The organism is Bacillus mexicanus (assembly GCF_050445615.1).
In the GTDB taxonomy this organism is placed as follows: Bacteria; Bacillota; Bacilli; order Bacillales; family Bacillaceae; genus Bacillus; species Bacillus mexicanus.
On the sequence record NZ_JBCEYV010000002.1, the window covers coordinates 38,980 to 58,309 of the forward strand.

General features: G+C 43.4%; 21 protein-coding genes. 11 read left to right on the plus strand and 10 right to left on the minus strand.

Annotated features, from left to right (window positions below; translation table 11 throughout):
* Nucleotides 1-14 precede the first annotated feature (14 nt).
* Together AAGG74_RS09870 and AAGG74_RS09875 are read right to left on the minus strand one after the other, a co-directional pair.
* Nucleotides 15-1,187 carry an iron-containing alcohol dehydrogenase gene (locus tag AAGG74_RS09870; protein WP_162103364.1) on the minus strand — a complete coding sequence of 391 codons (1,173 nt, stop codon included), beginning with the start codon at nucleotides 1,185-1,187 and terminating at the stop codon, nucleotides 15-17.
* 93 nt (nucleotides 1,188-1,280) lie between these two features.
* Complete coding sequence (locus tag AAGG74_RS09875; RefSeq protein ID WP_429675299.1) at nucleotides 1,281-2,444, minus strand: iron-containing alcohol dehydrogenase; 1,164 nt, start codon at nucleotides 2,442-2,444, stop codon at nucleotides 1,281-1,283.
* A 228-nt stretch (nucleotides 2,445-2,672) separates the two neighbouring features.
* On the opposite strand from AAGG74_RS09875, the gene AAGG74_RS09880 reads away from it, so the two are divergent.
* A complete protein-coding gene (locus tag AAGG74_RS09880) occupies nucleotides 2,673-2,909 on the plus strand; it encodes a DUF378 domain-containing protein (protein ID WP_162103366.1) in 237 nt (78 codons plus the stop codon).
* A gap of 90 nt (nucleotides 2,910-2,999) precedes the next feature.
* Here the strand turns inward: AAGG74_RS09880 and yugI are convergent, their stop codons facing one another.
* The 3 genes from yugI to AAGG74_RS09895 form a co-directional block, all read right to left on the minus strand.
* On the minus strand, nucleotides 3,000-3,392 hold the full coding sequence (gene yugI / locus AAGG74_RS09885; RefSeq protein ID WP_162103367.1) for a S1 domain-containing post-transcriptional regulator GSP13: 393 nt from the start codon (nucleotides 3,390-3,392) through the stop codon (nucleotides 3,000-3,002).
* Nucleotides 3,393-3,591: 199 nt separating this feature from the next.
* Nucleotides 3,592-4,752, minus strand: coding sequence for an aminotransferase (locus AAGG74_RS09890; protein WP_225493408.1), 1,161 nt, complete (start codon nucleotides 4,750-4,752; stop codon nucleotides 3,592-3,594).
* A complete protein-coding gene (locus AAGG74_RS09895; protein WP_003220765.1) occupies nucleotides 4,753-5,253 on the minus strand; it encodes an Lrp/AsnC family transcriptional regulator in 501 nt (166 codons plus the stop codon).
* A 147-nt stretch (nucleotides 5,254-5,400) separates the two neighbouring features.
* On the opposite strand from AAGG74_RS09895, the gene AAGG74_RS09900 reads away from it, so the two are divergent.
* Complete coding sequence (locus tag AAGG74_RS09900; protein ID WP_162103369.1) at nucleotides 5,401-6,222, plus strand: alpha/beta fold hydrolase; 822 nt, start codon at nucleotides 5,401-5,403, stop codon at nucleotides 6,220-6,222.
* A gap of 28 nt (nucleotides 6,223-6,250) precedes the next feature.
* Here AAGG74_RS09900 and AAGG74_RS09905 read toward each other — a convergent pair whose 3' ends face one another.
* Entirely contained in the window at nucleotides 6,251-6,511 is a 261-nt protein-coding gene (locus tag AAGG74_RS09905) for a YugE family protein (protein ID WP_429675301.1), read from the minus strand.
* Nucleotides 6,512-6,586: 75 nt separating this feature from the next.
* Here AAGG74_RS09905 and AAGG74_RS09910 point away from each other — a divergent pair, with 75 nt between their 5' ends.
* From AAGG74_RS09910 to kapB, 3 genes are all read left to right on the plus strand, one after another.
* On the plus strand, nucleotides 6,587-7,750 hold the full coding sequence (locus AAGG74_RS09910; protein ID WP_225493406.1) for a MalY/PatB family protein: 1,164 nt from the start codon (nucleotides 6,587-6,589) through the stop codon (nucleotides 7,748-7,750).
* 126 nt (nucleotides 7,751-7,876) lie between these two features.
* Nucleotides 7,877-9,163 (plus strand): sensor histidine kinase, encoded by a 1,287-nt coding sequence (locus AAGG74_RS09915; RefSeq protein WP_162103372.1) that lies wholly within the window; start codon nucleotides 7,877-7,879, stop codon nucleotides 9,161-9,163.
* A 45-nt stretch (nucleotides 9,164-9,208) separates the two neighbouring features.
* Nucleotides 9,209-9,595 carry a kinase-associated lipoprotein KapB gene (gene kapB, locus AAGG74_RS09920; RefSeq protein ID WP_225493404.1) on the plus strand — a complete coding sequence of 129 codons (387 nt, stop codon included), beginning with the start codon at nucleotides 9,209-9,211 and terminating at the stop codon, nucleotides 9,593-9,595.
* Nucleotides 9,596-9,620: 25 nt separating this feature from the next.
* On the opposite strand, the gene kapD is transcribed toward kapB, so the two are convergent.
* The gene (kapD, locus tag AAGG74_RS09925) at nucleotides 9,621-10,238 is read right to left on the minus strand and encodes a 3'-5' exonuclease KapD (RefSeq protein ID WP_225493403.1); all 618 of its coding nucleotides are present in this window, start codon (nucleotides 10,236-10,238) and stop codon (nucleotides 9,621-9,623) included.
* A gap of 74 nt (nucleotides 10,239-10,312) precedes the next feature.
* On the minus strand, nucleotides 10,313-10,516 hold the full coding sequence (locus AAGG74_RS09930) for a hypothetical protein (protein ID WP_429675302.1): 204 nt from the start codon (nucleotides 10,514-10,516) through the stop codon (nucleotides 10,313-10,315).
* Here AAGG74_RS09930 and AAGG74_RS09935 point away from each other — a divergent pair.
* The 3 genes from AAGG74_RS09935 to AAGG74_RS09945 all read left to right on the plus strand — a co-directional run bounded on the left by AAGG74_RS09935 (nucleotide 10,419) and on the right by AAGG74_RS09945 (nucleotide 14,028).
* Nucleotides 10,419-11,627, plus strand: a complete 1,209-nt coding sequence (locus AAGG74_RS09935) for a multidrug efflux MFS transporter (protein WP_429675900.1) — start codon at nucleotides 10,419-10,421, stop codon at nucleotides 11,625-11,627. The genes AAGG74_RS09930 and AAGG74_RS09935 overlap by 98 nt on opposite strands.
* Nucleotides 11,628-11,718: 91 nt before the next feature.
* Nucleotides 11,719-13,593, plus strand: a complete 1,875-nt coding sequence (locus AAGG74_RS09940; RefSeq protein WP_162103376.1) for a transglycosylase domain-containing protein — start codon at nucleotides 11,719-11,721, stop codon at nucleotides 13,591-13,593.
* A 21-nt stretch (nucleotides 13,594-13,614) separates the two neighbouring features.
* Nucleotides 13,615-14,028 carry a thiol-disulfide oxidoreductase DCC family protein gene (locus AAGG74_RS09945; RefSeq protein WP_429675303.1) on the plus strand — a complete coding sequence of 138 codons (414 nt, stop codon included), beginning with the start codon at nucleotides 13,615-13,617 and terminating at the stop codon, nucleotides 14,026-14,028.
* 17 nt (nucleotides 14,029-14,045) lie between these two features.
* Here AAGG74_RS09945 and AAGG74_RS09950 read toward each other — a convergent pair whose 3' ends face one another.
* Nucleotides 14,046-14,603 carry a DUF5366 family protein gene (locus AAGG74_RS09950; protein WP_429675304.1) on the minus strand — a complete coding sequence of 186 codons (558 nt, stop codon included), beginning with the start codon at nucleotides 14,601-14,603 and terminating at the stop codon, nucleotides 14,046-14,048.
* A 177-nt stretch (nucleotides 14,604-14,780) separates the two neighbouring features.
* Here AAGG74_RS09950 and maeL point away from each other — a divergent pair, with 177 nt between their 5' ends.
* The 3 genes from maeL (at nucleotide 14,781) to maeN (ending at nucleotide 19,048) form a co-directional block, all read left to right on the plus strand.
* Nucleotides 14,781-16,382 carry a two-component system sensor histidine kinase MaeL gene (gene maeL, locus AAGG74_RS09955; RefSeq protein ID WP_429675305.1) on the plus strand — a complete coding sequence of 534 codons (1,602 nt, stop codon included), beginning with the start codon at nucleotides 14,781-14,783 and terminating at the stop codon, nucleotides 16,380-16,382.
* Nucleotides 16,375-17,082 (plus strand): two-component system response regulator MaeM, encoded by a 708-nt coding sequence (maeM, locus tag AAGG74_RS09960; RefSeq protein ID WP_162103380.1) that lies wholly within the window; start codon nucleotides 16,375-16,377, stop codon nucleotides 17,080-17,082. Before maeL ends, maeM begins: the two co-directional genes overlap by 8 nt.
* A 619-nt stretch (nucleotides 17,083-17,701) precedes the next feature.
* Nucleotides 17,702-19,048 (plus strand): sodium/malate symporter MaeN, encoded by a 1,347-nt coding sequence (maeN, locus tag AAGG74_RS09965; protein ID WP_429675307.1) that lies wholly within the window; start codon nucleotides 17,702-17,704, stop codon nucleotides 19,046-19,048.
* Between the two features lie 37 nt (nucleotides 19,049-19,085).
* On the opposite strand, the gene AAGG74_RS09970 is transcribed toward maeN, so the two are convergent.
* A complete protein-coding gene (locus tag AAGG74_RS09970) occupies nucleotides 19,086-19,301 on the minus strand; it encodes a hypothetical protein (RefSeq protein ID WP_429675308.1) in 216 nt (71 codons plus the stop codon).
* Nucleotides 19,302-19,330 lie beyond the last annotated feature (29 nt).

The window sequence follows — 19,330 nt, forward strand, 5'->3', positions numbered from 1 at the left end:
TCCGCCCTAAAGAATTATAGAGACGCGCGAAGGATGGCAAGCACGTCATCTTTGTTCAGTTTTTGGAAATTACCGAAACCGCCGTGTTCCATTTCTTTGGCTGCGATATCCGCAATCAGCTCAAGCTTTTCTTCTCCGATATCGTAATCGGCAAGACGAGAAGGCGCGCCAAGACTTGTCCAGAATGCAGACAGCTTGTCGATTCCTTCAAGCACGATTTCTTTATCTGTTTTGCCTTCAGTATCGATGTCAAACATGTTGAGCATGAGATTTTTAAAACGGCCGACATTTGTATCAAGCGTGTATCTCATCCAGTTCGGGAAGAGAATCGCCAGTCCGCCCGCATGCGGAATATCGTATACAGCTGAAATAGCATGCTCCATTGTATGTGATGCCCAGTCGCCAAAGTAACCCATTTGCAGGGTGCCGTTTAGAGCGATAGTGCCTGCATACAAAATAGTTTCGCGAAGCTCATAGTTTTCCAGATCTTCAAGAAGCTTAGGAGCTGTTTCGATGACTGTCTGCAGAACCGCAAAGCACATTCTGTCTTGAAGCGGCGTATTTTTGACATTATGGAAGTATTGTTCAAATACGTGGCTCATCATATCAACCATGCCGTACACAGTTTGATTTTCTGGGACAGTGAATGTATTTTCAGGATCTAAAATAGAGAAACGCGGATGTGTCACATTGCTGCCCCATACATATTTCTCGTTTGTTTCCCAATTTGTAATCACGGAATCAGGGTTCATTTCAGAGCCTGTCGCCGCAAGGGTTAAAACAGTGCCAAATGGCAGCGCATCCTTTGCTGTTACTTTTTTGCTGAAGATATCCCAAGCGTCGCCATCGTACTTGACACCCGCTGCAATCGCTTTTGTACAATCAATGACACTTCCGCCGCCGACAGCAAGCAGAAAATCAATGTGATGCTCTCTGCATAGGTCTATGCCTTTTTCAACTGTCGCCAGACGCGGATTCGGCTCTACACCTGACAGCTCATGAACAAGAGCCCCTTCTTCTTTTAAAATACTTGTAACTTGATCATAGAGGCCGTTGCGTTTAATGCTTCCGCCTCCGTAGACGAGCAGTACATTTTTGCCGTATTGGTTTACTTCTTTTCTTAATTGTTCAATCTGGCCTTTGCCGAAGATTAGCTTTGTTGGGTTATAATAAGTGAAATTTTCCATTGTAAAACCTCCAAATGGTGCTGATAAAAAAATAGACGTTCCATTGTAACATAGAAAAAGGGAAGCAGCCAAATGGCTATTTCCCCTTTTTTATTATAGAGATGCTTTTAAAATGGCAAGCACATCTTCCTTGTTAAGTGATTTAAATTGGCCGAAGGCACCGTTAGCCATGGCCTTGTCGGCAATTGTATCAAGCTGCTCATCATTAATATCGTAATCAGCAAGACGTGAAGGCGCGCCAAGGCTTGTCCAGAACGCAGACAGCTTATCGATTCCTTCAAGTGCGATTTCTTCGTCTGTTTTACCTGCTTCTTCAACACCAAACACGCGAACTGCAAGCTGTTTCATGCGGGCAGGATTTTCAGACAATGTGTGTCTCATCCAGTTCGGGAACAAGATCGCCAGTCCGCCGGCATGCGGAATATCATAAACAGCCGATACTGCATGTTCAATATTATGAGTTGCCCAATCGCCTCTTGCACCCATAGAAAGCATGCCGTTTAGTGCGATTGTTCCTGTGTATAGGATCGTCTCACGCAATTCGTAATTTTCAAGATCATTGATCAGCTTAGGCGCTGTTTCAATGACTGTGCGCAGAAGTGATTCACACATACGGTCCTGATACGGCGTGTTTGAGACATGATGGAAGTATTGTTCGAAGACGTGGCTCATCATGTCAACCATACCGTAGATCGTATGATTTTTAGGAACAGTGAACGTATTCACTGGATCAAGAATCGAGAATTTAGGGAATACGAGCGGGCTGCCCCAGCCGTATTTTTCTTTTGTTTCCCAGTTTGTAATCACCGAGCCTGAGTTCATTTCAGAACCAGTCGCTGCGAGAGTTAATACGGTTCCGAATGGCAGAGCATCCTTCGGCTGATGTTTTTTCGTCACGATATCCCACGCATCACCATCATACTTCGCTCCAGCGGCAATCGCTTTTGTACAGTCGATGACACTTCCGCCTCCGACAGCAAGCAAGAAATCAATGTTGTGTTCTTTACAGATGGCAACACCCTTATTAACAGTCGCCACACGCGGATTTGGTTCTACACCTGCTAATTCATGCACGGTCACTCCGGCCTTATTCAGCTGTTCAATCACTTGATCATACAGGCCGCTGCGCTTAATGCTTCCGCCTCCGTAGATCAGCAATATGTTTTTTCCGTAAGATTTGAGTTCCTCCGGCAGTCTTTCCACTTCTCCGCGCCCGAAAATTAATTTGGTCGGATTCCAGTATGTAAAGTTTTGCATGACATCTCCTCCTTAGATTTTCATTATGCAGAATGTCTCCAGTCCATGTAAAGCAATCCGCTCTCACCGGATACATATCGTATGGTTTCATACAGCACGATGCCGGGAAAGAAGCTGATATAGGTGAGGGTAAACCAGTTTCCCTCGTTATGGAGAATGCATGTATAGATTCTCCAATATGTCACAATCTATAACTGTTTTAATAATTCATGGAGGAGGTTGTAAAACATGAGTACCATTCAGAGAATTTGTCTTGTTTTAACCATCATTGGCGCTATTAACTGGGGACTGATCGGATTTTTCCAATTTGACTTAGTAGCGGCTATCTTCGGCGGCCAAGGGTCAGCTCTTTCCCGCATCATTTACGGACTTGTCGGAATCGCCGGCTTAATCAACCTCGGTCTGCTGTTTAAGCCAAGTGAGGAAAGATCACGTGAAGAAGCAGCAAATCCTGAAATGCGATAGGATCAAAGGGCAAAATCCCGAAACACCATGTTTTGGGATTTTGCGTAATTAAAAAGCACCGGACAGGAATGTCCGGTGCTTTTTTCATGCTTATTTTTTGATAAGGTCTTTACGGTTGGACATTTCAATCCACTCTTCAAGCTTATCTTTTAATGTGTTGAAACCTTGTGGTGTAGTAGCTTCTTCGCTTACTTGCGCAGCTTTAGGCTTTCTTGGTTTGCTTTCTTTTTTCTCTGGTGCAGCTTGTGTCGCACGAATTGAAAGGCTGATTTTTCCTTTTTCTTCATCAACAGCAAGTACTTTTACTTGTACTTCATCGCCAACTGAAAGGTGCTCGTTGATATCTTTTACGAAACCGTGAGTCACTTCAGAAATGTGTACTAAACCTTGAGTTTCTTCATCTAATGCAACAAACGCACCATACGCTTGTAATCCTGTAACTTTACCAGTGTAAACACTGCCTACTTCAAATTTTGCTGCCATTCATAACAACTCCTAAGTTAAATTAAATAACTGTTTATACGCAATTTAAAATTATATCACACATGTCTCATTTTCGCAAAAAAACTTTTTATTAAAAAATCAGGTTTATGCACAGCAAAAGGGGGGAAACTGAATACCAAAGGCTTTCTAGTATTCCCCCCCTTTTATTGGATGCGAACAAAAAGTTCGTATCTTTTTTTTATGTTGTTTTATGCAGGAAGTGTTTTATTCTGACTAGCGCTTCTTGAAGCTGCTCAATCGAGGTTGCGTATGAACAGCGGATATACCCTTCACCGCTCGGACCAAACACACTTCCCGGAACAACAGCCACTTTTTCCTGTGTCAGAAGCTCTTCTGCAAACTGCTCCGAACTCATTCCCGTGCTTTTGATGGATGGGAAAGCATAGAAAGCCCCGCCTGGATGATGACAGCTGAGGCCAATTTCATTGAGTGTTTCCACAAACAAATTCCGCCTCCTGCGGTAGCTTTTTTTCATTTTTTCTACGTCTTCCATGCCGTTCTTTAAACCTTCAAGGGCAGCAAACTGCGCCATTGAAGGTGCACACATCATCGCGTACTGGTGAATTTTAAGCATTGCATCCCGGAGCACAGGGGGCGCTGCGGCAAAACCGAGCCTCCAGCCCGTCATCGCAAACGCTTTTGAAAAGCCCGAAATGACAACCGTGCGTTCCTTCATATCCGGCAGTGCTGCTATGCTTGTAAATTCCTCATCATATGTCAGCTCAGCGTAGATCTCGTCAGCTAAGACGATGACATCATGTTTTTGAGCAAATTGTGCAATCTCCTTCAGCTCTTCCTTCGAATAAACTGAACCAGTCGGATTCGATGGCGAACAGATGAGAATGGCTTTTGTTTTTTCAGTGACTGCGGCTTCAAAATCCGCAGCCGTCGCTTTAAATCCTTTATCCGCCGTTGTATGGACGTGAACCGGGATGCCGCCTGCCAAAGAAACAAGCGCATCATACGCCACAAAACACGGCTCAGGAATGATGACTTCCTCACCCGGATTTACAATGGCGCGAATCGCGATATCCAAAGCCTGACTTGCCCCTACAGTCACAATCAGCTCATTGTCCGGCGAGTAGTTCAGGCCAAACCTGCTGCTCAAATAACGGCTGATTTCTTCTCGCAATGAGTATAAGCCGGCATTTGCCGTATATGACGTATACCCTTGTTCAAGGGAAAGAATGCTTGCTTCGCGGACATTCCATGCGGTAACAAAATCAGGCTCGCCGACGCCCAGAGAAATGACGCCTTCCATCGTTGCCGCCAAATCAAAAAATTTGCGGATGCCGGATGGTTTTATTTGTTGTACATAGTCAGATAAATACGAAGTCATTTACGGTGACACCACGATTCTTTTGTCGTCATCTCCTGTTTCAAACACTTTGCCGTCATGTTTGTATTTTTTCAGGATAAAATGAGTTGTCGTAGAAACAACTGAATCAAGCGTAGACAGTTTATCTGAAACAAAGCGCGCTACGTCAGACATCGAATTGCCGCGGATTACGACAGACAAATCGTACACGCCTGACATCAAATAAACTGATTCAACCTCTTGAAATCGGTAAATCCGTTCCGCTACTTCATCAAAACCGACTCCCCGCTTCGGCGTTACTTTGACGTCAATCATGGCTGTGACGCCTTCATGTCCGTCAACTTTTCGCCAGTCAATCATAGCGGAATAATCGATGATCACCTTTTCTTTTTCCAGTTTATCAATAATTGTTTGCACTTCATTTACAGGGATGCCCGCCATCTTTGCGATTGTTTCTAAGTCGGCGCGGCTGTTCTCGTCTAAAATTTCTAATATTTCTGTTTCTTTTTCCGTCAATTTCATTCGATTCACACCTTTGCATGTCAAGAAATCTCATGACATTATATCACGTTTTTTGACGAATGCTAAGAAAAAAACGAGGAGCAACTTCCACTATAATTGACAATTTCAGGGCACAATACAGTCATCTTATGAAAGGGAGTGATGCAAATGGAGGCGATTTCACCAACAAGACGGCTTACAGTCCATGGCGTAAATATATATTACGAACATTATCAAAATCCGGGCAGGCAAACGCTGGTCTGCATACACGGTTTTTTATCATCTGCTTTCAGCTTCAGAAAAGTCATCCCTCTTCTTCGGGACAAGTATGACATCATTGCGCTTGATTTGCCCCCTTTCGGCCAATCTGAAAAATCAAAAACCTTTATCTATACCTATCAAAACCTCGCTAAGCTTGTCATTGGAATGTTGGAGCACCTTCAAGTCAAACAGGCTGCGCTTATCGGTCATTCTATGGGAGGACAGATTTCGCTCGCTGCCGCTCTCTTAAAGCCAGAGCTTTTTTCAAAGGTTGTGCTGCTTTGCAGTTCAGGGTATTTAAAGCGTTCGCATCCATCGATCATTTTCGGGACTCACCTTCCGTATTTTCATCTTTATATCAAGCGCTGGCTCTCGAAAAATGGAGTGGTGAAAAATTTATTAAATGTTGTTCATGACAAAGCGCTGATTGATGAAGAAATGATTGACGGCTATGGCAAACCGTTTCAAGACGAGCAGATTTTCAAGGCAATGACAAGGTTTATCCGCCATAGAGAAGGAGACTTAGAATCCGACCAGTTAAAACAGATGAACAAGCCCGCTCTATTGATTTGGGGCGAGAACGACCGAATCGTGCCTGTTGAGATTGGTAAACGGCTGCACAGCGATTTGCCTGATTCTGTGCTGTACTCTCTCCGCCAGACTGGACATCTGGTGCCTGAGGAACGGCCTGAATACGTGTCCGAACGCATTGCAGAGTTTATCAAATAATAAAAAAACCGGTGCTGAACCGGTTTTTTTAAGGCGTGCAGGAGCTGCTGTTTTTAATGAATAAAAGCTGGCCTGCCACTTCCCGGCAGCTGTCAATTGGCAGCATTTGCTCAAAGGAAAGCTCAAAAACATGCTGAATCCTTTTCGCCAGCGTGTCGGTATCGTCCTCATCATAGACGGCCTGTACGACATCAACAGCCTCCGTTTCATAAAACTCTTCTCCATATGTAAACGGATCCCATTTAGAAATGATCTTGATCATTTCCCTGACCGCTTGACTTTCTTCCATATTCATCACCGCTTATAATAAAATGTACAGCTCTATTTTATCATAGTGAAGCTTAGAAGATGAGGGGGTAATAGAATGAACTTTGATAAACGAGAAGAACGCCTTGGCACCCAATCGGTCAAATGGGACAAAACAGGTGAATTATTCGGCGCGACAGACGCCCTCCCGATGTGGGTGGCGGATATGGATTTTCGTGCGCCCGAAGTGATAACCGATGCATTAAAAGAGCGCCTCGACCACGGAATTTTCGGTTATACGGCTCCAGATCAAAAAACGAAGGATGCTGTGTGCGGATGGATGCAAAACAGGCACGGCTGGAAAGTGAACCAAGAAAGCATCACATTCAGCCCTGGGGTTGTCACAGCGTTGAGTATGGCGGTACAGGCTTTCACAGAGCCTGGAGATCAAGTCGTTGTCCAGCCTCCTGTTTATACGCCTTTTTATCATATGGTTGAGAAAAACGGCCGGCGTATTTTACATAATCCGCTGCTAAAAAAAGGCGGTGTGTATGCAATGGATTTTGAAGATTTGGAAACGAAGCTTAGCGATCCAAGTGTTACATTGTTTATCTTATGCAATCCTCATAACCCATCAGGACGCTCATGGGGACGGAAGGATTTACTGAAGCTCGGCGAATTGTGTCTTGAGCACGGGGTTACAGTTGTATCGGATGAAATCCATTCCGACTTAATGCTCTACGGACATCAACATACGCCATTCGCTTCACTCTCTGACGATTTCGCTAAGATATCTGTGACATGCGTTGCGCCAAGCAAAACGTTTAATATCGCCGGGTTACAGGCATCTGCCATCATCATTCCGGATCGGCTAAAGCGCGCCAAGTTTTCAGCAAGCCTGCAGCGCAATGGTTTAGGCGGACTGAACGCGTTTGCCGTTACTGCGATCGAAGCCGCTTACTCAAAAGGCGGACCGTGGCTTAATGAATTAATCTCTTACCTTGAGAAAAACATGAACGAAGCCGAAGCCTTTTTAAGCACCGAGCTGCCAAACGTCAAAATGATGAAGCCGGATGCATCATACCTCATCTGGCTCGACTTCAGCGCTTATGGCTTGTCCGATGAGGAGCTTCAGCAAAAAATGATAAAAAAGGGAAAAGTGATTTTAGAGCCTGGAACGAAATACGGGCCTGGCGGAGAAGGATTTATGCGCCTGAACGCAGGATGCTCTCTTGCAGCCTTGCAGGACGGCCTGCGCCGTATCAAAGCCGCATTAGCATAAATATAGCTTGTTAAACGCCTTTACGTCTTCATTCGTAAAGGCGTTCTTTATAAAGGAATTTGTATTTTTCTTCTAATATTTAGTGTTATAATAGATATATATTTTATACGAAAGGATTTCACACGAATGGAAATTCTAAAAGACTACCTCCTGCACATCTGCTTTATTTTGTTTCCTATTCTTCTCTACCAAGTGTTTTGGCTTGGAAAACCGGCGATTCTTGTTCCCAAAATAAACAGCGGGCTGGTCACTTTATTCGCCTGCAGCGCCTCTGTTTTATGCATTATATTCCCTATTTATGAAATGGACTACATCCAATACGGCCTTCAATTGATTCCTGTTATCCTTTGTTTATTTTACGTGAGTACTGCTTCCGGGCTTACAGTCGCCGCGGCTGTCTTATGTTTTGAACTTCTGTTTTACGAACCTTCCGCAATGTTTGTTTTCACATTGCTGCCTTTTCTTATCATTATTCCAATTTTATTTCAGAAAAAATGGCCTCTCATGTCCAAAGCGAAAAAATTGCTGCTGGCTTTATTGATCAGCTGTTTGGAATTCTTCTTATTTTTCGCTTCCAGCTGGATTCTTTCTATACTTCATATTCTAGATTTTCAAAAACCAGATGTTTTACTTTATGAGGCAGCTGTCTCAGAGCTGTTTCGTTTGAGCGTTCTTCTTTTAAGCATTTATATTATCGAAAGCATTGCCGAAAATATCGCTTTGCGCTCCCAGCTTATCCACTCTGAAAAAATGACGATTGTGAGTGAACTGGCAGCGAGCGTCGCTCATGAAGTCAGAAATCCACTGACAGTTGTCCGTGGGTTTGTCCAGCTGCTTTTTAGTGACGAAACCCTGCAAAACAAGTCGAGTGCGGATTTCAAAAAGCTTGTATTGTCAGAGCTTGACCGAGCACAAGGCATTATTACAAACTATCTCGATATGGCCAAACAGCAATTATACGAAAAAGAGGTATTTGATTTATCAGCACTTATCAAAGAGACAAGCGCCCTTATGGTGTCGTATGCCAATTACAAGTCTGTAACTGTCGAGGCGGAAGCAGAGCCGGACCTTTGTGTATACGGAGACGCAACCAAGCTGAAGCAGGCTGTCATCAACCTAATGAAAAACAGCATTGAAGCGGTCCCTCACGGAAAAGGGATCATCCGCATATCAGCCAAAAGAAGCGGCCATACAATTATCATTACCATCTCAGATAATGGGGTCGGCATGACAGACCATCAAATGCAAAAACTCGGCGAACCTTATTACTCATTAAAAACAAACGGAACAGGACTCGGGCTCACTGTAACCTTTTCAATTATTGAGCATCATCACGGGACCATTTCATTTAACAGCAGCCCCCAAAGAGGCACCACGGTCACAATTAAGCTTCCCGCCGATCTTCCCCACTAGCAAATCGCTTGGAACTTTTATAGAATGAATGCGAGGTGATGACAGATGAGTACGTTTGAAACAGGATCTATCGTTAAAGGATTTTACAAGACAGGGGTATACATAGGAGAGATTACTGCTTGCAGGCCGCAGCATTATTTAGTGAAAATCAAAGCGGTTCTCACCCACCCCACTCAAGGAGACCTTCATCATCCAAAACAGGCGGATGTGCCATTTTTTCATGAGAGAAAAGCGCTCGCATTTGGCGAACAGACCAATATCCCTCATCATATGGTAAAGCCTTATGACGGTGAAGTGCCGGATTATAACGAGTCTCTGCGGGAGGCGGCAGCACAGCTGAGAGCCAAATTGAATGCGGATGGTTCGGAGTGGGCAAAGCGCTCCCTGAATAATCTGGACGTTTTAGAAAAAGAATATGTTAACCGGCCATAACCCAGTCTGACAAAAGATTGGGTTTTTACGTCGCTCGCTTGAACAGTTCAGATAAATCAATTCTTTCACCGATTGTAGGCGGTTTTGGTTTTTCGAGGTACTGCTTATCCCGTTCCACAAGTTTAAAAAGCTTGTGTGCTGTAAGGGCGTCATCAAGCGCTTGATGATGGGTGCCTGTTCCGGAGTCTCCATATTCTTCGGCAGCTTTCCATAATCCCGTAAGTGTCCGATCTCCAAAGAAGTTTTTGTATTCAAGCGATAAATCTCTCATTTCTCCTTTAAATGGGAAAGGGATATGGTTAAACATACAGTTTTGCTTCAGCACTTTCATATCCATGTTTCCCCACGTAATAATCGTGCTGTTTTTCTCTGGGTCCAGCTCGTTTAATTTACGGATGAAATCCTCGAACCTCATCCCTTCGTCTACCTGCTTTTGCGTTATTTTTAAAAAAGACTTACAGCGCTTCGTCAGCTTCGGGAACTTTTTCGGCCTGACATAGCTAGAAAACGTCTCAACTACTTCATCATCAACCGATTTTACAATTCCGGCTTCAATAATTTCCGGGAAAAAGTTTTGCGGACTGTACTTTCCCTCAGGCATCGTAAATTCGAAATCAATAATGAGTAAGCTATTTGTCGTCACCTTTTACACCTGCCTTTCCTCCGATCAGAAAATGCTATCTTTATAGTATATCAATTTCCTTTCTCGACCTTTCTTCATTTTCTAAAAATAATGAATTTTCCCAGCCGCTTCGTTTCTTTTAAATGATGAATCGTTTCATTATAATGAGTAAGGAACCCGAAATAATAAGAAGGTGATGATATTTCTATCCGCAAGAAAAACTTTGTCATTGTGTGGCTGGCGAACTTTTTTGTCTCGGCCAGCACAACGATGATTATTCCTTTTCTCTCTTTATACATTGAGACGCTCAGCACTTTTTCAAATGGCTTTGTGCAGAGGTGGAGCGGCTATGTGTTCGGCATTACATTTCTCATGGCATTTTTGGTATCCCCGTTTTGGGGACGATTCGGAGACAAACGCGGATACAAGAAAATCCTTATGGCCACCGGAACGGGCATTGCCCTCAGCATTTTATTCATGGGCTTTGTTACATCGGTGTACCAATTGTTTTTTCTGCGAATGGCGATGGGCCTTGTAACCGGGTTTATCCCGACATCTCTTGCGATGATTTCAGCCCAGACTCCGAAGAGCTCAGCCGGCAAAACACTCGGCACACTGCAAATGGGCCAAGTGTCCGGAAGTTTATTCGGTCCGCTTTTAGGAGGCATGCTTGCCGATCGTTTCGGCTTTACGTATACCTTTTTTATCACATCCTTTGTGATTTTCTTTTCTGTTCTTCTTGTGTTATTCGGTGTCAAAGAAAAGCCTCTGGCTGAGACGGCAGCCAAACGTACGTCTTACACGCGAAAAGAAGTGCTTTCCTATATTTTTCACCATCCGGCTCTTTGGGTGATGATGCTGTTGACCATGTTGATTCAAACAGGCAATTTCAGTATCCAGCCGCTGCTCGCTTTATATGTAAATGAGCTGCACGGACCTGTCAATTTGGCCTTTTTCTCAGGCATGGCATTTTCAGCAACAGGACTTGGCAGTTTGCTGCTGGCTAGAAAATGGGGAGATTTGGGCGACCGCTACGGTCACCGCCGCATTTTAATCGGACTTTTACTTGCCGCCTCCTTCTTTTTTATTCCGCAGGCGCTCGCGTCCTCACTCAGCGTGCTCCTTGTTTTCAGATTTTTATTTGGAATGGCGATGGGCGGTTTGCTGCCATGCATCACGGCGGCGATCCGCGTTCAGGCTCCCGGCAGCATTCAAGGAGAAGTTCTCGGCTACAATGTCAGCTTTCGTTTTTTAGGAAATGTGCTCGGACCTCTTCTTGGCGGCATCATATCGAGCCACTTTACCATTTCAGCCGCCTTTTATGTCACAGCGTTTCTCTTTTTTGCCGGCGCCTGCATGCTTTGGATCATGCAGAAATTCCGAAAAGATTCATATGCCAAAGCAAGCTGATTCACAGAAAAACTGAGGAATCTTCTAAATTTAACCTTCTCGTAAACTCAAAAGAGTGGTACGATATGGCTAGAATTTAGGAGAAAAGAGAGTGGCCATGTTACGAAAAATAATCGGATGGATTTTGCTCCTTTGCATAATCCCATTGTTTGCATTTACAATTATCGCTTCCGGAAAAGAAGTAAAACAAATGAAGTCTCTGGATCAGGTGCTTGATAAAAATATTAATCTGAAAGATATCAGTCTTGTTCAGAACAGCTACATGTATGACAGGGACGGATCCTTGGTATCAGAGATCGTCAGCGACCACGAAAATCGTGTTCTCGTTCCATTTGACAAGATTCCCGAGGAAGTCAAACAGATTTTCTTAACGTCTGAGGACCATCATTTTTATGAGCATAAAGGCTTTGACTTCATGGGAATGGTGCGGGCAGCCGCTTCTAACGTCAAAGACAATAAAATTGACCAGGGAGCCAGCACCATTACACAGCAGCTTTCAAGAAACTTGTATTTAAGCCATGAACGCTCTATCAGCCGTAAGCTGACTGAGCTCGCGTATTCTTATCAGCTAGAAAAAAAGTATACGAAGAATGAGATTCTTGAAGCTTACTTAAATACCATTTATTTCAACAATGGTGTGTATGGTGTCGGTTCAGCAGCTGAATTCTATTTCAGCAAACCGCTGAAATCTCTCACAGTGGGAGAAATGGCTTTTATCTGTTCTATCCCTAATAACCCTACATTATATGATCCTCTCAAGCATTTTGACTACACAAAAAGCCGTCAAGAACGTTTGCTTAAAGGGTTAAAAGCTGCCGGGGTCATTACTGATAAAGAACTGAAAAAAGCCGTCAAACAAAAAATCAAACTGGATATTGAAAAAAGAGAAGACAAATATCCTGACTACGTTTCCTACGTCAATGATGAGTTCACTAAGCTGGTCTCTGAATCGGAAGGCTATGATAAACGCATTCAAAAAGCGTCAGGAAAACAAAAAGAAAAGATTGAAAACGAGCTGTCAGCAAAAATCAGCACTTTGACGAAAGACGGCGTAAAAATTTATACCGCACTTGATCCGTATATGCAAAATCAAGTCGTGGCACAAATGAATGAGAAGCTCCCGTATGCAAACGTACAGGGCGGGGCGGCTGTGATTAATCACCAGACGCATCAAATCATCGCTCTATCCGGCGGGAAAAACTATCAAAAATATGACTTTAACCGCGCTTACCAGGCATACAGACAACCAGGTTCATCCATTAAGCCGCTTCTTGATTACGGTCCCTATATTGAAAAGACCGGCGCGACAGCAAGCAGCACAATTGATGCCAGCAAGTTTTGCAGCAAGGATTATTGTCCGCAAAACTACAATAACCGCACGTATGGCACAGTGACAGTCGATACGGCATTTAAGAATTCTTATAACACACCGGCCATCAGAGTGCTGGACCGAGTCGGCATCCAAAAAGCATTCAGCTACATTGAGCCGTATCATTTTGCCAAACTTGTCAACAGCGACTACCGTCTTCCGGCGGCTCTTGGCGGATTTACAAACGGCATGACGCCTCTTGAGATGACAAAGGCGTATACGACTTTCGGCAACAGCGGGAGCTATACACCGAGCCATGCCATTACAAAGGTGACAGACCTTAAAGGAAAGACGCTTTATAAATGGAATGACAATTCAACTCAAATCTTCAGCGTCCGCACGAACATGGAGCTGAAAAAACTCATGTCTTCCGTTGTAAAAAGCGGAACAGGGAAAAAGGCATACTTTAAAGCGCCTTATATCGGCGGGAAAACAGGAACATCAAATGATTATCACGATATGTGGTTCGTCGGCCTGACAGATACGTATACAATGGGTGTCTGGGTCGGAAAAGATACACCGAGCAGCGTTGAATATCTTCACAGCATCAGCCCTCAGCTTTCCATCTGGAAAGGAACGCTGCAAACGGCTTATTAAAAAAAGAGGAGGGGATCTGGCGTGGCATCAGAACAAATTCCAAATCGCGTTTTGCTGTTTGACGGTGTGTGCAATCTCTGCAACGGCGCCGTGCAATTTATCATTAAACGTGATCCAGAAGGATTGATTTCTTTTACCTCGCTGCAGTCGGAAACAGGACGTAGCCTGCTGAAAAAAAGCGGGCTCCCGACTGATCAGTTTGACAGCTTTGTCTTTATTGAAGATGGCCAAGTGTATACAAAGTCAACTGCGGCCATTAAGGTTTTCAGGCATCTGCGGGGCCCATGGCGGCTCTTCGTCCTGTTTTTCGCAGTACCGAAACCTCTTCGAGACATGGTCTATTCTTTCATTGCCAAAAACCGTTATAAGTGGTTTGGCAAAAAAAATGAATGTATGCTCCCCTCTCCTTCTATCAAAAAAAGATTTTTACCGTAAACGAAAAAATGGCTAGCTTACACAGGTAAGCTAGCCATTATGCTATTATAAAGCTTGATAAATATGAACAGAATACCGATAACAAAGGTAAACCAAAACAGCAGTTCCAACAGAATGAATCCGACTAATGACATGAGAGAAAGCGTCGAATAAATTCGGTATACGATAAACACAAAGTAAGCGAGCGTGACGACCGCAAACCAGATCACAATCCAGACGATACTGTGCAAGAGCACAAAGGATAAAATCCCGCCGCCTAAATAAATCATGGAACCCAATCTGATTGTTTTCAGATTGTTCCCTTCCGGATCATTGGCAAAAAATAGCAACGACAGTTCAGTCACGGTATTTGCAATTAATTTCAGAGCGGAGAGAACCATAAAATATAAAAGAGCAAAGGCAGCAAATAACGCAAGCCTGATCCCTTTCTCTGAAAAATAATCGAGAATTCCGTCATACATTCCAAATGAGGACAGCATGTTCAACGCATAAAGTGAAGTTGAAATGGATAAAGACGAACTAAAAAGCAGGATCGCAATCAGCGGAAAGTATCCTGTCAAATAAGTATTTTTCATATAAATAAGTCCCTTTCTATAATCTACCCCATTTATTATGGAGGACTTAAAACACATTGACAAGATAAATTATTCCATTTTTTCTCCTTTTTACGATTTACAGTCCCAAATCTTCACAAACTCGCGTTTTGAAGGTAAAGTAGTACGCAGGAATCATAAAACATAAGGAAGTTTTATATGAAAAAAACATTGAAACTGCAAACCAGACTCACCATATTCGTTTGTATTGTTGTGTTAATCGCACTGCTCATTACATTTTTTACAGTAGGTGCCCAAACCACCACTCGGATTAGAGATCAGGAAAAAGCCACTGCGCTGCAGACCGCAGAAATGGTGGCAGAAGCGCCGATCACAGCCTCTTCTTTAGAAAAAGGCGAAAAACCGAAGGAGCTGCAAAGCTACACAAAGCGGGTTCAGAAAATCACCGGGACAGAATTTGTTGTCGTTATAGATATGAACGGCATTCGCCAAACCCATCCCGATCCGAAAAAAATCGGAAAAAAGTTCAGCGGCGGTGATGAATCCGAAGTGTTAAAAGGTCATGTCCATATCAGCACCGCTTCCGGTACGCTCGGGAAATCGCAGAGAGCATTCGTTCCTGTCTACGGGAAGAATGGAAAACAAGTCGGTGCAGTCGCCGTCGGCATCACCGTCAATGAAATTGATGAAGTGATCAGCCATAGCTTGCGTCCGCTCTACTTTATTATCTGCGTCAGCATTTTTGTCGGCGTCATCGGAGCTGTTATCGTCGCCCGTACGGTGAAAAATATTATGTACGGCCTTGAACCTTATGAAATTGCGACTCTTCTTGAGGAACGGAGCGCGATGCTTGAATCAACGAAGGAAGGGATACTCGCTGTCGATGAACATGGCAAAATCAAACTTGCCAACGCGGAAGCAAAGCGCCTGTTCGTGAAAATGGGCATCAGCACAAATCCCGTCGATCAGGATGTCAATGACATTCTGCCGAAAAGCCGCTTAAAAAAGGTCATTGAGACCAAAAAACCGCTTCAAGACAGAGATGTCCGCATTAACGGATTAGAACTGGTGTTTAATGAAGTTCCCATCCATCTGAAAGGACAAACTGTCGGAGCAATTGCGACATTCCGTGACAAAACCGAGGTAAAACATTTAGCTGAACAGCTTTCAGGTGTTAAAATGTATGCAAACGCATTGAGAGCACAGTCTCATGAATTTATGAACAAACTGCACGTGATATTAGGTCTCGTCCAGCTGAAAGAGTATGACGATCTTGGAGAATATATTAAAGATATTGCGATCCAGCAAAAGTCAGAAACAAGCGAAATCATAAATGATGTCAAAAGTTCTGTGCTGGCCGGTTTTCTGCTCGGAAAACAGAGCTTCATACGAGAGCAAGGCGCAGATCTTGATATTGAATGCAAAGGTGTCATCCCGAACGCGGCAGACCCTTCAGTTATTCATGAACTCATTACAATCATCGGAAATCTCGTCAACAATGCATTGGACGCCGTTACTAATATGCCGAAAAAACAAATCACGATGTCCATGCGTTTTCATAACAGCATACTGGATATTGAAATTACCGATACAGGAGCTGGCATGTCTAAAGAAGATCAAGCCCGCGTGTTTGAACAAGGCTATTCAACCAAGGGCAAAAACCGGGGATTCGGCCTTTATTTCACACAGCAAAGCATTGAAAATCTAAAGGGCCAAATGATCCTCACAAGCGAAGAAAATGAAGGAACGACATTCAGTCTTCGCGTCCCGTACGAACCGAAGGAGGAAAACCATGATTAATGTACTAATAGTTGAAGATGACCCCATGGTGGGTGAATTAAATAAACGATACTTAAGCCAAATAGAAGGCTTTCAGCTGAAAGGCATCGCCTCTTCCTTTCAAAGCGCTCTGCATATTTTAGGAGAACATCATATCGACCTTATTTTGCTCGATATTTATATGCCGGGTAAAAATGGCCTTGAATTGCTAACTGAGCTGAGATCACAAAATGAAGCGGTTGACGTGATTGTCATCTCGGCGGCCAGCGAGCTTGACGTCATCAAAAGAACACTACGTTACGGCGCTGTCGATTATTTAATCAAACCGTTTGAATTTGAACGGTTTCAAACTGCCCTGTCTGATTACAGACGAAAACAAAAGGTATACTCAACCCATCGCAATATGAGCCAAAAAGAACTGGACGCCGAACTTTTCCAAAAGAAAGAAGCGACAGAAAAAGTACAGCTTCCTAAAGGGCTGACAAAAAGCACGCTGAAGCTCATTTGGTCCAGTATCCAGTCATTTGAAAATGAATCTTTTACGACAGAAGACTTGGCAAAACACACAGAAATCTCTCAAGTATCCATACGGAAATACTTAAAGTTTCTTGAAGACATTCAAGTTCTGAATGTGGAAATGGCATACGGCACAATCGGACGGCCGGTATTTCAGTACAATGTCAATACAGCAAACCTTAATGGAATTAAGCAATATCTATAAAAAACCCGCACTGTTCATTCCGATCAGTGCGGGTTTTCTGTCTTATCTCTTGATTCTATACCGCAACTCCTTTAGAAAGAAATACTTACACCACGCTAATTCAAGAAAGATTAAAACTGTCTCAGCGCAATCTGTTGTTCCCAGGCTTTTTTATGTGCCGCGGCCGATACGATAGGTCAACGCTGCATAGGTGTGATGATCAGCACCTTGTATGGCGGTTTCTATAGCTCTATGATTGTGTTTGATTTCATATACTCCACCAATCTCCGGCCCAGAGCTTGGATTTGGAAACTGGCATCTGATGGGCGCTCTCGGGGCTGCCCTGTTTTCAGGTTCACCAAAATTTTCAGCCTCATTAGCTCCGCCTCCCTCTTTTTGTTTATACGACGATGGCGCTTATGTATTAACAATTTTCACTTCAACAGGCCTCATCGGACATCTCCCCTATATAAAAGAAAAAATAGTCATTCATTCTCCCTAGGGAGACACTTCTCCAGACTTCATCCTAATTCAAACGTCCTTTTTATTTTAATTTTTTATTTATTTTTTAATTTAAAAAACTATCAAGTGTTAACGCTTTCTTGTAGACTGTAACAAACAATACATGGGGGTGTATGACATGGGAGCAATTCCAAAAACGGGGACAATTTCAAATAAGCATAAAGACCTAAATGAGAAAAATCTTTTTCGAAAAATTCGGGCCTGGGAAATCGGTGTGATTCCTCTGCCATTATACACAGTGTTAGCTATTATTATTATTCTTGCAGCCTACTACAATGAGCTTCCCTCAAACATGCTAGGCGGGTTTGCTATCATCATGATTCTGGGTGTGTTTCTTGGAGACATCGGACAGCGCATTCCAATATTGAAGGATATTGGCGGCCCAGCTATTTTATCATTGTTTGTTCCTTCATTTTTAGTCTTTTATCATGTATTGAATTCAACATCTTTAGACGCTGTAACAAACTTGATGAAAACGTCTAATTTCCTTTATTTTTATATCGCTTGTCTTGTTGTGGGAAGTATCCTCGGAATGAACAGAGTTGTGTTAATACAGGGATTTATCAGAATGTTCGTACCGCTGGTAGCCGGAACGATTGCGGCTGTTACAGCCGGCATCCTTGTCGGGTTTATTTTTGGCTACAGCGCTTATGATTCCTTTTTCTTTGTTGTTGTTCCGATTATTGCCGGGGGAATAGGTGAAGGGATTTTACCTCTTTCAATTGCCTACTCACAAATATTGGGTTCATCTGCTGATGTGTTTGTATCTCAGCTGGTCCCTGCCGCTATTATCGGAAACGTTTTTGCAATTATATGTGCTGCTTTGATGAAAAAACTAGGCGATAAGCGCCCGGATCTAAACGGAAACGGGCGTCTCGTCAAATCTAAAAAAGCAAATGAGATTTTTAATCAGAAAGAAGCAGAAGCAAAAATTGATTTTAAATTGATGGGAGCCGGTGTTCTGCTCGCATGTACATTCTTTATTTTCGGCGGGTTATTAGAGAAATTTATCTTTATTCCCGGCGCAATCTTAATGATTATTTCAGCGGCGGCCGTCAAATATGCGAATATTCTGCCGAAAAAAATGGAGGATGGCGCTTACCAGCTTTATAAATTTATTTCTTCAAGCTTTACATGGCCGCTGATGGTCGGCCTCGGCATCCTCTTTATTCCGTTGGATGACGTGGCATCTGTCATTTCTATACCATTTGTCGTCATTTGTATTTCAGTTGTTGTCGCGATGATTGCTTCTGGATATTTTGTGGGCAAGCTGATGAATATGTACCCCGTTGAATCCGCGATCGTTACCTGCTGTCACAGCGGTCTTGGCGGAACTGGTGATGTCGCGATCTTATCAGCGTCAGGAAGAATGGGCCTTATGCCGTTCGCACAAATTTCCACCCGACTCGGCGGTGCAGGCACCGTCATTTGTGCGACAGTTCTGCTTCGTTTTTTTACTTCATAATCAGAAAAAGAGTTCCGTTAATTGCGGGACTCTTTTTCTATCTATTGACAATCCGGATATACTCTCGAGGACCAAACGGCAGATCTTTTGATTCCACCTGACTCATTCTGGCTGACAGGTGATGCTCTAAAAAATAAAGCTCCCATTCCTCACCAGCTCCAACATCGCCTCGCCCATCATATTGATTCACAATGAATGCCCCTGCAAAAATGGAACAGAATAAACCCGAGCACATCAATCCCTTTCTTTTCACATGACCAGCTCCTTACATTCAGCTTGATC

What these genes read in the sequence shown, in the direction of transcription:
- AAGG74_RS09875 (WP_429675299.1), bottom strand. Translation starts at nt 2,444, where the DNA reads ATGCAAAACTTTACATACTGGAATCCGACCAAATTAATTTTCGGGCGC.
- AAGG74_RS09890 (WP_225493408.1), bottom strand. Translation starts at nt 4,752, where the DNA reads ATGACTTCGTATTTATCTGACTATGTACAACAAATAAAACCATCCGGC.
- AAGG74_RS09905 (WP_429675301.1), bottom strand. Translation starts at nt 6,511, where the DNA reads ATGGAAGAAAGTCAAGCGGTCAGGGAAATGATCAAGATCATTTCTAAA.
- AAGG74_RS09910 (WP_225493406.1), top strand. Translation starts at nt 6,587, where the DNA reads ATGAACTTTGATAAACGAGAAGAACGCCTTGGCACCCAATCGGTCAAA.
- kapB (WP_225493404.1), top strand. Translation starts at nt 9,209, where the DNA reads ATGAGTACGTTTGAAACAGGATCTATCGTTAAAGGATTTTACAAGACA.
- yugI (WP_162103367.1), bottom strand. Translation starts at nt 3,392, where the DNA reads ATGGCAGCAAAATTTGAAGTAGGCAGTGTTTACACTGGTAAAGTTACA.
- AAGG74_RS09880 (WP_162103366.1), top strand. Translation starts at nt 2,673, where the DNA reads ATGAGTACCATTCAGAGAATTTGTCTTGTTTTAACCATCATTGGCGCT.
- AAGG74_RS09900 (WP_162103369.1), top strand. Translation starts at nt 5,401, where the DNA reads ATGGAGGCGATTTCACCAACAAGACGGCTTACAGTCCATGGCGTAAAT.
- AAGG74_RS09950 (WP_429675304.1), bottom strand. Translation starts at nt 14,603, where the DNA reads ATGAAAAATACTTATTTGACAGGATACTTTCCGCTGATTGCGATCCTG.
- maeN (WP_429675307.1), top strand. Translation starts at nt 17,702, where the DNA reads ATGGGAGCAATTCCAAAAACGGGGACAATTTCAAATAAGCATAAAGAC.
- maeL (WP_429675305.1), top strand. Translation starts at nt 14,781, where the DNA reads ATGAAAAAAACATTGAAACTGCAAACCAGACTCACCATATTCGTTTGT.
- AAGG74_RS09930 (WP_429675302.1), bottom strand. Translation starts at nt 10,516, where the DNA reads ATGTATAAAGAGAGAAAAGGAATAATCATCGTTGTGCTGGCCGAGACA.
- AAGG74_RS09870 (WP_162103364.1), bottom strand. Translation starts at nt 1,187, where the DNA reads ATGGAAAATTTCACTTATTATAACCCAACAAAGCTAATCTTCGGCAAA.
- AAGG74_RS09915 (WP_162103372.1), top strand. Translation starts at nt 7,877, where the DNA reads ATGGAAATTCTAAAAGACTACCTCCTGCACATCTGCTTTATTTTGTTT.
- maeM (WP_162103380.1), top strand. Translation starts at nt 16,375, where the DNA reads ATGATTAATGTACTAATAGTTGAAGATGACCCCATGGTGGGTGAATTA.
- AAGG74_RS09895 (WP_003220765.1), bottom strand. Translation starts at nt 5,253, where the DNA reads ATGAAATTGACGGAAAAAGAAACAGAAATATTAGAAATTTTAGACGAG.